This window comes from Martelella sp. K41-7, assembly GCF_055808365.1.
Map to the genome: position 1 here is coordinate 264,490 of NZ_JBVVRV010000002.1, position 13,321 is coordinate 277,810.

8 protein-coding genes and 3 pseudogenes are annotated in these 13,321 nt (G+C 61.2%); 10 read left to right on the plus strand and 1 reads right to left on the minus strand.

Features of this window, described 5'->3' with window-relative positions; genetic code table 11:
* Positions 1 to 2: 2 nt before the first annotated feature.
* The 5 genes and pseudogenes from AC0L7L_RS21695 to AC0L7L_RS21715 all read left to right on the plus strand — a co-directional run bounded on the left by AC0L7L_RS21695 (position 3) and on the right by AC0L7L_RS21715 (position 6,406).
* Positions 3 to 1,769: an ABC transporter ATP-binding protein gene (locus AC0L7L_RS21695; RefSeq protein WP_473514221.1), complete on the plus strand. Its 1,767-nt coding sequence runs from the start codon at positions 3 to 5 to the stop codon at positions 1,767 to 1,769.
* Positions 1,770 to 1,774: 5 nt separating this feature from the next.
* Positions 1,775 to 4,223: pseudogene (nirB, locus tag AC0L7L_RS21700) on the plus strand (nitrite reductase large subunit NirB).
* A 10-nt stretch (positions 4,224 to 4,233) separates the two neighbouring features.
* Positions 4,234 to 4,569 carry a nitrite reductase small subunit NirD gene (gene nirD, locus AC0L7L_RS21705; protein ID WP_272214657.1) on the plus strand — a complete coding sequence of 112 codons (336 nt, stop codon included), beginning with the start codon at positions 4,234 to 4,236 and terminating at the stop codon, positions 4,567 to 4,569.
* A 12-nt stretch (positions 4,570 to 4,581) separates the two neighbouring features.
* Positions 4,582 to 6,069, plus strand: coding sequence for a siroheme synthase CysG (gene cysG, locus AC0L7L_RS21710; protein WP_473514222.1), 1,488 nt, complete (start codon positions 4,582 to 4,584; stop codon positions 6,067 to 6,069).
* A 205-nt stretch (positions 6,070 to 6,274) separates the two neighbouring features.
* Positions 6,275 to 6,406 carry a hypothetical protein gene (locus AC0L7L_RS21715; RefSeq protein ID WP_272214653.1) on the plus strand — a complete coding sequence of 44 codons (132 nt, stop codon included), beginning with the start codon at positions 6,275 to 6,277 and terminating at the stop codon, positions 6,404 to 6,406.
* 689 nt (positions 6,407 to 7,095) lie between these two features.
* Here the strand turns inward: AC0L7L_RS21715 and AC0L7L_RS21720 are convergent.
* Positions 7,096 to 8,727, minus strand: a complete 1,632-nt coding sequence (locus tag AC0L7L_RS21720) for an AMP-binding protein (RefSeq protein ID WP_473514223.1) — start codon at positions 8,725 to 8,727, stop codon at positions 7,096 to 7,098.
* Between the two features lie 140 nt (positions 8,728 to 8,867).
* Between AC0L7L_RS21720 and AC0L7L_RS21725 the strand changes: the two genes are divergently transcribed.
* The 5 genes and pseudogenes from AC0L7L_RS21725 (at position 8,868) to AC0L7L_RS21745 (ending at position 13,321) form a co-directional block, all read left to right on the plus strand.
* Positions 8,868 to 9,614, plus strand: coding sequence for an enoyl-CoA hydratase/isomerase family protein (locus AC0L7L_RS21725; RefSeq protein ID WP_272214651.1), 747 nt, complete (start codon positions 8,868 to 8,870; stop codon positions 9,612 to 9,614).
* Between the two features lie 72 nt (positions 9,615 to 9,686).
* A pseudogene (locus AC0L7L_RS21730) lies at positions 9,687 to 10,893 on the plus strand (ABC transporter substrate-binding protein).
* A 10-nt stretch (positions 10,894 to 10,903) separates the two neighbouring features.
* Positions 10,904 to 11,698 (plus strand): ABC transporter ATP-binding protein, encoded by a 795-nt coding sequence (locus tag AC0L7L_RS21735; RefSeq protein ID WP_334313127.1) that lies wholly within the window; start codon positions 10,904 to 10,906, stop codon positions 11,696 to 11,698.
* A 45-nt stretch (positions 11,699 to 11,743) separates the two neighbouring features.
* Positions 11,744 to 12,154: pseudogene (locus AC0L7L_RS21740) on the plus strand (ABC transporter ATP-binding protein); the annotation flags it as partial.
* Between the two features lie 279 nt (positions 12,155 to 12,433).
* Positions 12,434 to 13,321 carry a branched-chain amino acid ABC transporter permease gene (locus AC0L7L_RS21745; RefSeq protein ID WP_272214648.1) on the plus strand — a complete coding sequence of 296 codons (888 nt, stop codon included), beginning with the start codon at positions 12,434 to 12,436 and terminating at the stop codon, positions 13,319 to 13,321.

The following is a 13,321-nucleotide window of genomic DNA, read 5'->3' on the forward strand; positions in this document are numbered from 1 at the left end:
GCATGATGTCGACCATTCTTCAGCTCAAAGACGTCAACAAGGGCTTCGGCGAAGGCCTGAAACGCAATGAGGTTCTTGCCGACATCTCGCTCGATGTCGAAGAAGGTGAATTTATCGCGATCCTCGGCTTTTCCGGGGCGGGCAAGACGACGCTGATGTCGATGCTCGCGGGCCTTGAAAAGCCGGATAACGGCGAAATCAGATTTCGCGGCGAAAAGGTTGAGGGTCCGTCGCCGAAGCGCGGCATCGTGTTTCAGAACTACGCGCTGATGCCCTGGCTTTCTGTTCAGGCCAATGTGTGCCTCGCGGTCGATGCCGTGCATCAGCAAAAAACGGCGAAAGAACGCGCGGAACTCGTTGAGCGCTATGTGGTGATGGTTGGGCTGGATCATGCCCGCGACCGCAAACCCGCAGAGCTTTCCGGCGGCATGCGCCAGCGCGTTTCCGTGGCCCGTGCGCTGGCCATGCAGCCCGATCTTCTGCTGCTGGACGAACCCTTGTCCGCGCTCGATGCGTTGACGCGCGCCAAGCTTCAGGACGAACTGGCCGATATCTCGCAGAAAGAGAAGAAGACCATCATCCTTGTGACCAATGATGTCGACGAGGCCATTCTTCTGGCGGACCGGATCGTGCCGCTGACGCCCGGCCCCAATGCGACCTTCGGCCCGTCTTTTGACGTGAAGATTGCGCGGCCGCGCGAGCGTGCGGCAATGAATTCCGATGCCGATTTCATCCATCTGCGTGCGTCGATTACAGAATATCTGATGGATGTCGGCCTCAGCGCCAAACCGGAAACCGCCCGGGTGGAAACGCTTCCGAACGTGGTCCCGATTTCGATCAAGTCAACGTCGAAGCCACTGCCCGCGGCTTATCGCGAAAAGGCTCAGTCACCCATCGAGAGTGGCTATGTCGAGTTTTCCAACGTCATCAAGATCTATCCGACGCCCAAGGGTCCGCTGACGGTGGTCGACGGCTTCGACCTGAAAATGAAGAAGGGCGAGTTCGTCTCCATCATCGGCCATTCCGGCTGCGGCAAATCGACAGTGCTTTCCATGGCGGCAGGCCTGAACCCGATCAATGCCGGGGGCGTGATCCTCGACGGGCGCGAGATTTCCGGTGCCGGGCCGGATCGTGCCGTGGTATTTCAGGCCCCTTCGCTGATGCCATGGCTGTCGGCCCGCGAGAATGTCGCTCTCGGCGTTGACCGGGTCTATCCCAAAGCGAGCCCCGCCGAACGTCGCGATGTCGTCGAATACTATCTCGAGCGCGTCGGTCTTGGCGATGCCATGAACCGGTCGGCCGCCGATATGTCGAACGGCATGCGCCAGCGCGTCGGCATTGCCCGCGCCTTCGCGCTGTCGCCCAAGCTGCTGCTGCTCGATGAACCCTTCGGCATGCTCGACAGTCTGACCCGCTGGGAGTTGCAGGAGGTGCTGATGGAAGTCTGGTCGCGCACCAAGGTTACCGCCATCTGCGTGACCCATGATGTCGACGAGGCGATCCTGCTCGCAGACCGGGTTGTAATGATGTCGAACGGACCAAATGCCCGCATCGGCAACATCATGGAGGTCGACCTGCCGCGTCCGCGCTCGCGAAAAGCCCTGCTCGATCATCCGGATTATTACGCATACCGCGAAGAACTGCTGGAATTCCTGGAGGTATATGAAGGCGGCGCTTCGCCCGCCGAAGCGCAACTGGCCGCGATCCGGGAGAAGCGCGATCAGCGCATCGACCGGCAAAATATCACCAAACGCCTCGCAGCGGAGTAGACACAATGGCCCAGAAACTCGTCATTATCGGAAACGGCATGGCGCCCGGGCGGATGCTCGAAGAACTGTTCGATCGCGCGCCCGGCCTCTACGAGGTCACCATCTTCAACGCCGAACCACGGGTGAATTACGACCGCATCATGCTGTCACCGGTGCTCTCGGGCGAAAAGACCTATGAGGATATCATCATCCATGGCGATGACTGGTATGAAGCCCGTGGCGTGACGCTGCATCGCGGCGCGAAGGTTTCAAAGATCGACCGCGAGGCGAAGACCGTGACCGCCGAAAACGGCATCACCGCATCCTACGACCGGCTGGTGATCGCCACCGGCTCCTCGCCCTTCATCATCCCGGTGCCCGGCCACGATCTGCCGGGCGTGCTCGCCTATCGCGATCTGGATGACGTGGACCGGATGCTGAAGATTGCCGAGGGGCAGGGCCATGCGGTGGTCATCGGCGGCGGGCTTTTGGGCCTTGAAGCGGCCTATGGGCTGAAGCAGCGCGGCATGAGCGTCACCGTGTTGCATCTGATGGACACGATCATGGAGCGGCAGCTCGATCCGGCCGCCGCCTATCTGCTGGAAAAGGCGTTGGACGAACGCGGTATCGAGATCATTACCAAGGCCAACACCAAGCAAATCCTTGGAGACGGCAAGGTCGAGGGCGTCGAGCTGGAGGACGGCCGCATCATCTCCGCCGACATGGTGGTGATGGCCGTCGGCATCCGCCCGGCGGCGGCGCTCGCCAAGGATGCGGGGCTCGAAACAAATCGCGGCATCGTCGTCGATGACGGCATGGCGACGTCCGATCCCGCCATCTTCGCGCTCGGCGAATGCGCCGAACATCGCGGCACCTGCTACGGTCTCGTCGCGCCGCTTTACGAAAGTGCCGGCGTTCTGGCCGACCGGCTTGCCGGTGGCTCGACCGAATACAAGGGCTCGCATGTCAACACCAAGCTGAAGGTCACCGGCATCAAGCTGTTTTCGGCCGGCGACTTTGCCGAGGGGCCGGATCGTGAGGAAGTGGTGCTGCGCGATGCCACGCGCGGCGTCTACAAGCGCGTCATCCTGCAGGATAACCGCGTGATCGGTGCCGTGCTTTATGGCGACACTGCCGACGGCCCCTGGTATTTCGACATGCTGAAGCGCGCAACCGATGTCTCGGAAATGCGCGAGACGCTGATCTACGGACGGGCCTATCAGGGCGGTGGCGACGCCGATCCGGCAGCCGCCGTCGCAGCGCTTCCCGATGATGCGGAAATTTGCGGCTGCAACGGCATCTGCAAGGGCAAGATCGTTAATGCGATCAAGGACAAGGGCCTGACCTCGCTCGATGATGTCCGCGCCCACACAAAAGCCTCGGCGTCGTGCGGCACCTGCACCGGGCTTGTGGAACAGCTGATGGCGCTGTCGCTGGGGGATGCCTATAACCCCGCAGCCGTTCAGCCGGTCTGCGGCTGCACCGATCTCGGCCATGACGATGTCCGCCGCCTGATCCGCGCCAAGGGGCTGAAGACCATTCCCGCCGTGATGCAGGAACTCGAGTGGAAGACCTCCTGCGGCTGCGCCAAATGCCGCCCGGCGCTGAATTACTATCTCGTCTGCAACTGGCCCGGCGAATATGCCGACGACTATCAGTCGCGCTTCATCAACGAACGCGTCCACGCCAATATCCAGAAGGATGGCACCTATTCGGTGGTGCCGCGCATGTGGGGCGGGGTGACGTCGTCAAAGGAACTGCGCGCGATTGCCGATGTTGTCGATAAATTTGACATCCCGACGGTCAAATGCACCGGCGGGCAGCGCATCGATATGCTGGGCATCAAGAAGGACGATCTGCCGGCGGTCTGGGCCGATCTCGGCAAGGCCGGCTTCATCTCCGGCCAGGCTTATGCCAAGGGCTTGCGCACGGTGAAGACCTGCGTTGGCAGCGACTGGTGCCGCTTCGGCACGCAGGATCTCGACCGGCCTTGGTATCCGGCTTGAGAAATTCATGTGGGGCTCATGGACGCCCGCCAAACTCAAGCTCGCCGTCTCCGGCTGCCCGCGCAACTGCTCCGAGGCCACCTGCAAGGATATTGGCGTGATCTGTGTCGATAGCGGCTTCGAGATCCATTTCGCCGGTGCCGCCGGGCTGGAAATTCGCGGCACGGAAGTGCTCGGCATGGTGAAGACCGAGGACGAGGCGCTGGAGCACATCGTGGCGCTCACCCAGATGTATCGCGAGCAGGCGCGCTATCTGGAGCGGATCTACAAATGGGCGAAGCGCATCGGTTATGACGAGGTTCGCGCCCAGATCATGGACAATGCCAAAAAGCGCAAGGCCTATTTTGCCCGCTTCGTCGAAAGTCAGAAATACGCCCAGGTCGACCCGTGGTCGGAGCGCGTCTCCGGCAAGGACAAGCATGAATTCAAGCCGATGGCCGTGGTCGGTCATCCCGAGCCGGCGGAATGAGGAGCCCATCATGAGCAGTGATTTCATCGCCATCGGTCATATCGACGATATCCCGCAGCGCGGCGCGCGTTGCGTCAACACGGCTTTCGGGCGTATCGCCGTCTTCCGCACCGCGGAAGACGAGGTCTTCGCCATCGACGACCGCTGCCCGCACAAGGCAGGTCCGCTGTCCGAGGGCATTGTGCACGGAAGGGCCGTGACCTGCCCCTTGCACAATATGGTAATTTCACTGGAAAGCGGCACGGCGCAAGGCGCGGATGAGGGCGAGGTGCAGACCTATCCGGTGCAGGTGGACGATGGACGGTTGTTCATCGCGCTTTCCGCCCTGCCGCTGGCGGCGGAATAGGGGAGGCGGGCCATGGCTGCCGCACGCGCAAAAACACCAGCCCGCATGGAGGACCTCGCCGTTCTGCCGCTGTTTTTTCGGCTGAAGGGAAAGGCGGTGCTGGTCGCCGGCGCCAGCGAGGCGGCGGCCTGGAAGGCGGAGCTTCTGGTGGCGACCGGGGCCGATGTGACCGTCTTCCTCGGACGGGAAGCGCCAGCCGAAGAACTGCGCGCCCTCGAGGCAGAGGGCAAGCTTCGCCTTTGCGAAACCCATTGGTCGGAGGCGGACTGGCGCGACATGCATCTGGCGCTCGGCGATTGTGACAACGATGCGAAGGCCCGCGCCTTCCGCGCGCGGGCGAAAGCGGAAGGCGTGCCGGTCAATGTCATCGACAAGCCGGCCTACTGCGATTTCCAGTTCGGCTCGATCGTCAATCGCTCGCCGGTCGTCGTCGGCATTTCCACCGATGGCGCAGCCCCCATTCTGGGCCAGGCGATCCGCCGGCGGATTGAGACGTTGCTGCCGAAGGCGCTTTCCGAATGGGCTGGCCTTGCCGCAAGGCTTCGCGATGCGGTCGGCGTCCGGCTGAAACCGGGCGGCGCGCGCCGGGAATTCTGGGAGCACTTTGTCGATCTGAGCTTTTCCGCCAGCCCCGATGTGGGTGTCGCAGACAGGCTTCTGGCAAGGGCGACGCAGATCGGGGCCTCACCGCAAGCCGGTAACGTCACGCTCGTCGGCGCGGGGCCGGGCGACCCGGAACTTCTGACGTTGAAAGCAGTGAGGGCGCTGCAATCGGCCGATGTCATACTGTTCGACGACTTGATTTCGCCGGAAATCCTCGAACTGGCGCGGCGTGAGGCCAAGCGCATGCTGGTGGGAAAACGCGGCGGGCGGAAAAGCTGCCGGCAGGAGGATATCAACCGGATGATGCTCGATCTGGCGCGGGCGGGACGGCGCGTGGTGCGGCTGAAATCCGGCGACCCCTCGGTCTTCGGACGCGCGGGCGAGGAAATTATGGTTCTTCAGCAAGCGGGTATCCCGGTTTCTGTGATACCGGGCATCACCGCGGCAAGCGCGCTGGCCGCCGGCACCACCACCTCGCTCACCCATCGCGACTGTGCTCAGTCGGTGCGTTTCGTTACCGGGCACTCGAAAAAGGGCGCGCTGCCCACTGATCTCGATTGGCGCGCCATCGCCGATCCGACGACCACGACGATGTTCTACATGGGCGGTCGCACCGCCGGCGAGATCAGCGCGCGACTGATCGCAGAAGGCCTGCCACCCGAAACTCCGGTCCTGATCGCATCCAATACCAGCCGCCCGGATGAGAGGCGCTGGTACGGCACGCTCGCCGGTTTGAGCGATGGCATGGCGGAGGTCGGCTATGATAGCCCGGTTCTGTTTGGTGTTGGCCGGGTCTTCACGCGGAAGGCGGCGATGACGGAGGCGATAGATGAGACGCAGGTTCTCCCTCTCACTCCGGTTGCCTGTGCGCAGTCCTTATCTGCATTGTCTCGGTAGCTCGGTCTCCGTTTGAATGTTCTGGAAGCGCACTTTGATCCAGCAGTTCGAAGTCGAAATCCTATCGATGGAGCGCATAAAGTGCCACATTCTTGCCGCGCTCGGCGCTTCGACGTATTCCGGACACGACCACGCTCGTTGGATGGCTGATTGCCGTGGATCAACAGTCGCTCGCGATGACTTGGCAAATTCTGAGGCAATCCTGGTGGCAGCGAACGAAGTGAATGTTCCGGCCCTCGTCATTGCCCGCAGGGCCATTGGCGACTTCCAGTCCATGATCCGCTCGAAGACCGCACGAAAGAACGATGAATGGCTTAAAGCGACCAAGGGCGCCTGATCGGGTAGTTTGCCGGAAGTGTTGAGAAAGACCCTGACGCTGTGAGAAACGCAATCCTCTCACCATGGTCAATTGGACAGACGGAAGGGCAGATCACAAGACTGAAGCCGCTCAAACGCCAAATGTAGGGGAGAGCAAAACTCGATCTGCTGCAGGCACGGTTGATCGGCGCATTGTAGAAGCTAAACATCAGCAAAAGTGCGTCAGAGCCCAAATTCGGCGCTCGTGGCTTTTGGGGTATGCAATCATCGACTTCGCCACTCCGCGTGGAGGGCTTTTCAACTCCGAGATAGAGAAAACTTTTTCTTCCCGATTGTTGATGAGTTGCGACAGCCTATTTCGTTCGTAGAGATACGCTCCAATTCAAGCAGGAGCGGCGATGGGCGAAACGTCTGCATCTGCGATCAGTGTCTTTACTTTGACGTGAGCAATTGCATGCAAATTGCCGGTTGAAACCGCTGTGACAAAGCGTCGCTGGAATTACTGCATATCTGCAGTGGCAAAATAGAGTTTTCCCGGCAGCCGATGGCCTCCCGTTGGATCTATCTGCTCCGGCCACGGTTCTCGGTGTTCGAGCGAAATTGGTCGATGCTGCGGGCATCTACCCGAGATAGAGACGGTGTGGCTGGCCCGCACTGGGGCGGACCGAACTGTTTGCGGCGGTGCGAACGGGATCGCAAATGCCGGGGTCAGGCCTGTGCGCGGACAGGCTTCGCTGCTTCGCGATCCCAAGTGCTGGCGGTTATGCCGTCCTTGCGCAACAGGTGCTTCTGCACTTTGCCCGACGCCGTCTTCGGCAGATCGTCGAGGACGCGAAGGTAGCGCGGGACCATGTAACGTGGCAGCGCTGCAGAAAGCCGGTCAATGACTGAAGCCGGATCGATGCTTTGTGTGCCGGCGGGCGATACGATGATCATGACCTCGTCCTCGGTGAACTCGGAAGGCACCGCAACGGCGGCGCATTCGCGAATCTCCGGCATGTTCAGAACCTCGCTCTCCAGCGCGAAGGAAGAGATGTTCTCGCCGCGACGCCGGATGATGTCCTTGAGCCGATCGACAAAGTAGTAGGTTCCCTCCTCATCTCGCCGGAAGCTGTCGCCCGTGTGGAACCAGCCATTGCGCATTGCCTCGACTGTCGCCGCAGGATTGTTGTAGTAGCCGGCCATTAGCGCCCAGGGACGGTGCGAACGGATGATCAGTTCGCCCACCTCTCCCGCACCCAGCGGTATGTCGTTTTGGTCGACGATACGAAGCTCGCACCAGGGGCGCGGAGTGCCGGCGATCCCCTTGGTCGTTATGCCGGGGCCGGCGTGCAGAGGGCTGGCGATCTCCGTCATGTTGTATATCGTCCACGCTTCAACGCCGAAACGCTCTGCAAAAAGTGGGCCGTCTTCGCCAAAGGGCGTTATGAAGGCGCGGCGCAGCGGGTGGTTGCGGTCATCAGGGCGAGCGGGGGCTTTCAGCAGGAAGGCGGCCATCACGCCGAGGAGAAGGCAATAGGTCGCGCCGGTCTCGCGAACGGCCTGCCAGAACGTGTCTGTCTTGAACTCGCGCATCATTCCGATCGAAAGCCCGCGCGCCAGCATGGCGTTCACATAGAGCGTCGATCCGCAGTGAAAGATCGGGCCGCAGATCATGCAGCGGTCATCGGCTTCGACGCAGTCGAACGCATCCGGTCCCATGGTGTAGTGCTGTGCGTAGGTGCTCATCACACCCTTGGCGTTGCCGGTTGTGCCCGATGTGTACATGATCGCATGCAGATCCCAGGGTTCGATCGGCTGGGACAGGGTCAGCGCTTCAATATCCTCGGTCTTGGGATCGATAAGCTTCTGGATGTCATAGCCCGCGATCGTTGTGGCTTCGCCCTCGACCACCAGCACGGTTTTCACCTTGCCGGGGTTTACCTCTGTCAGCCGCTCGACCAGTGCTGCTTGTGCAATCAGAACAGGCGCATCGGCATCGCTGAGGATGTGTTCGAGCATGTGTCCGCGCGCGCCGGTGTTAATGGGCACATAGACCGCGCCGAGATAGTTTATTGCGAACCAACTGCACAAAAGATCGGGACTGTTGCCCATGAGGCAGAGCACGTGGTCGCCCCGCTTTACGCCGGCGCGGGCAAGCGCGCCGGCCCTGAGGCGGACCCTGCGATGCAGTTCGCCATACGTCCATGACGGTCCGGGCCAGAACTGAACGAAGGGTGCCTCCGGCTGGGTTTGGGCATATCCATCAAGGATATAGCGCAAAACGGAACGCTTTCGATCAAGTGCCGGATCGGTCGGTGCAACGGTCTTATGGGCCTTGTCCTCAGACATCCGGTCCATGTTCTCCTCCTTCAGAAAAAGTCAACTTCAGGACGCGCGTCGCGCTCCTCGTCCTCGCATATTTCATATTGCATTGTTGGGCTTCAATGTGCAACATACTTAGTAGTATGTCGCATGGTGGCGGGAAAATGGCGAGGAAAATGACCGAAATGTCAGGTGTGGAGATTGAGGTTCAGTGTGCGATCGCAACGGTGCGATTCGACCGTGGCGGGAAGGCGAATGCGCTGGATCATGCGATGATCGAGGCATTGGAGGCGGCGGCGACTGAGCTTTCGCTCAATCCCGACGTTTCGGTGGTGGTGTTGGCTGGCACGCCCAAAATCTTCGCTGCAGGCGTTGATCTGAAGGATACCCGACTTTGGAACTCGCAGGGCTCGGCTGTCGCAAGGCATCTCTCGATGAATGCGGGCATACGCATGAGCACCGCCTGGCGGCGGCTGCCACAAATTGTCATCGCCGCACTTGAGGGGCCGGCCATTGGCGGTGGCGCGATCCTTGCACTTTGCGCCGACTTCCGGGTCATGGCGGAAGATGCCTATCTCCGCTTCCCGGAGGTGCGCCTTGGCATGACGCTTGGTTGGGGCGGGCTGTCGCTCCTCACCGAACGCGTCGGGGCGGGTCGCGCCAAGAGGGTTTTGTGCTGCGACGAGACGATCGGCGCTGACGAGGCGCTGGCGCTCGGCCTTGCCGACCGCAAGGTTCCTCAAGGTGCGGCTCTTGAGGTGGCGAAGGCGTGGGCTGACGAGATCGCGGAAATTCCGTCGATGCCACTTCGTATGACCAAATCCGCCATCGACGCCCACGCCCGCCGGAATTGGGCCGAAGGCGCAGAGGGCGACCAGTTTATGCTGGCCAAGCTGCTTGCAGAGGGCGGCGGCGGGGCCTGATCATCGGTCGGTGCGTGGGATCGCCTGGCTTTATATGCACCCTGAGCGGTGCCAAATGGGAGGAGAATTTTTATGACTGTAATAAAAAAGGCCATTCTGACTTCGGTCTTGTCTGTCGCGCTCGCGGCGGGCGCGCAGGCCGAGCCGTACCGGATCGGCGTCCTGACCGACATGTCGGGCATGAACTACGACCTTTCGGGCAAGGGCTCGCAAGTCGCGGCAGAGATGGCGGTCGAGGACTTCGGCGGCAAGCTCCTGGGCGAGCAGGTCGAAGTCATCGTCGGTGACCACCAGAACAAGCCGGATGTCGGCTCGACGCTGGCGCGCCGCTGGATTGATGAGCAGAACGTGATCGCAATTGCCGATGTGCCGACATCATCGGTGGCGCTCGCCGTGCAGGAGATCACCCGCCAAAGCGATACCGCACTGCTGATATCGACCGCGGGCTCCTCGGCCCTGACCGGTGCTTCCTGTTCGCCGTCGACCGCACAGTGGACCTGGGACACCTACGCGCTTGCCAACGGAACCGGCCGCGCAATGACGCTGGAAGGCGACAAGAAGTGGTTCTTCCTGACCGTTGACTACACATTCGGCCATGCGCTCGAGTCCGATACCACGGCGGCTGTCGAGGCTGCCGGCGGTACGGTCGTCGGCGACGTCCTGCATCCGCGGGAAACCTCTGATTTTTCATCCTACCTGCTGCAGGCCCAGGCTTCGGGGGCAGATGTGATCGCGCTTGCCAATTCCTCGGGCGACACGATGACGGCGCTGAAGCAGGCCGAGGAATTCGGCATCACCGCCGGCGGACAGGATATCGCCGGGATGTTGCTGTTTCTCACCGATGTTCATGGCGTCGGCCTTGATATCGCGCAGAACCTGACGCTGACGACCGCGTTTTACTGGGACACGAACGATGAAACCCGCGCATGGTCGGAGCGGTTCGGCGAACGGATGGACGGCAAGATGCCGACCATGGTGCACGCCGGCGTCTATTCGTCTGTGATGAACTATCTCAAGGCGGCAGAGGCCTCGGGCCAGTGCCAAGAGCGGTTCCAAGGTCATGGACACCATGCGCGGCATGGATATCGACGACTTCTTCAACCACAATGCCTATCTGCGCAAGGACGGTCGCGTCGTCCATGACATGTATCTCGTCCAGGTGAAGACACCCGAGGAAGCGAAGGGCCCGTGGGATTATTACAATGTCCTGCGCACCATTCCGGGCGACGAGGCGTTCCGGCCGATCGACCAGAGCGATTGCCCGCTCATCGACGGGTAAAGGCGACATCATGATGATGGCTAAAGTTTCGGCGCGTATTGCGCCGGAGAGGGCCCGTGCCGCACTGTCGGCACGGGGTCTCAGTAAGACTTTCGGGAACTTCCAGGCCGTCAAGGATGTCGATATCGATATCCTCCACGGTCGGATCCACGCGCTGATCGGTCCGAACGGGGCAGGCAAAAGCACGGTGTTCAACCTGCTGACCAAGTTTCTGCAGCCGAGCGCGGGGACGATCATGTATGGCGAGACCGATATCACCCGGATGGCGCCGGCCGATATTGCCCGTCTCGGTGTTGCCCGGTCGTTCCAGATCTCGGCCACGTTCGGAGATATGTCTCTGGTGGACAATGTCTGTGTGGCCCTGCAAAGACCAAACGGGCTTGCCGTGCAGTTCTGGCGGCCGCTCTCCAGCCTTTCACGGCTCAGGCCGCGCGCAATGGAGCTTCTCGGCCGCGTCGGTCTTGCCGACATGGCCGATCACAGGGCGGCCGACCTTTCCTACGGCCGCAAACGCGCGCTGGAGATCGCGACCACGCTGGCGCTCGATCCGAAGGTGATGCTTCTGGACGAACCGCTCGCGGGCATGGGGCAGGAAGACGTCGAGAGGATGGCCCGGCTGATTGCCGATGTCGCACAAGGCTGTGCCGTTCTCATGGTGGAACACAATATCAAGGTTGTTGCCGACATTGGCCACGACATCACCGTGCTGCAGCGTGGCGAGATCCTGACGCAGGGCAATTATGCCGAGGTCAGCGCCGATCCACGCGTGCGCGAAGCCTATATGGGGACTGAGGACGATGACTGACGCATCATCGACGACGCGCGAGGGCAGGGGCCTGCACAGCTGAAAGTGCGCGGCCTCGAGGCCTGGTACGGAGAGAGTCAGGCGCTTTACGGCGTCGATCTCGATGTCTATCCGGGCGAAACGGTCACCCTGCTGGGCCGCAACGGCGTTGGCAAGACCACCACATTGCGCAGTCTAATGGGCATCGTGCGCAAGCGCAGCGGAACGATCGAGTTCAATGAGCGGTCGATCCTGCGCCTGCCGTTGCATCGGGTGGCGCATGCCGGCATCGGCTTTGTGCCTGAGGAACGCGGCATCTTTGCCTCGCTCAGCGTGGAAGAGAATTTGATGTTGCCGCCTGTAGTCGCCGGTAGCGGCAAGGCAATGTCACTCGACGAGATCTACACGCTTTTTCCAAACCTCCTGGAGCGGCGTCACAGCCCGGGCACCAAGCTCTCGGGCGGCGAACAGCAGATGCTGGCCATCGCGCGCATCCTGCGCACCGGCGTCAGCATGATCCTGCTTGACGAGCCGACCGAAGGTCTGGCGCCGGTGATCATTGACCGGATCGGCGAGATGCTGAAGGTGCTGAAAACGTACGGGCTCAGCGTTCTTCTTGTGGAACAGAATTTTCGCTTCGCTGCCAGGATCGCGGATCATTTCTACGTCATGGATCAAGGCAGGATGATTGACAGCTTTGCCGTGACGGAGCTGTCCGGCAGGCGCGAGTCGCTGAACAAGGCCCTGGGGTTTGACATGACAATGATTTTTGGCGTGCCGCTGGTGGTGCTGACCGGACAGCTTTTGATCGGGCTTATCAACGGTTCTTTCTACGCGCTGCTGTCTCTCGGACTGGCGGTTATATTCGGGCTCCTGCGGGTGGTGAACTTCGCTCATGGCGCCTTTTACATGCTCGGCGCCTTCACCGCCTGGATGCTGGGCCAATATCTGGGGCTAGGCTATTGGGGTGCGCTTGTGCTTGCGCCTGTCATCGTGGGCCTTGTCGGCGCCCTGGTCGAACGCACCATGTTGCGCCGTCTCTATGATCTCGACCACCTTTATGGCCTGCTCTTCACATTCGGCTTGGCGCTGCTTCTGGAAGGGCTGTTCCAGCATTTCTTCGGTTCATCCGGCAAACCCTTTTCGGCTCCGGCCGAAATGAAGGGCATCCTGCGCACCGATTTCGTGACGGTGCCAATCTACCGTGGTTGGGTCGTCGTCGCATCGCTGGTGGTTTGCTTCGGCACGTGGGCGCTGATCGAGAAAACCAAGATCGGCTCGTATCTTCGCGCTGCAACCGAAGATTCCACCCTTGTGCAGGCTTTCGGGGTCAACGTGCCCCTGCTGCTGACCTTGACCTACGCGTTCGGCTGCGCGCTTGCGGGTATCGCCGGCGTGCTCGCCGCACCGATCTTTCAGGTCAGCCCGACAATGGGGTCGAACATGATTATCATCATTTTCGCGGTGGTCGTTGTCGGCGGCATGGGCTCGATCCTGGGCGCCATTGCCACCGGCTACCTCCTCGGCATTGTCGAGGGGCTGACGAAGGTCTTCTACCCCGAGGCCGCGAACATCGTGATCTTCGTCATCATGGCGGCCGTCCTGATGGTGCGCCCTGCCGGTCTCTTCGGAAAGGAATACTGA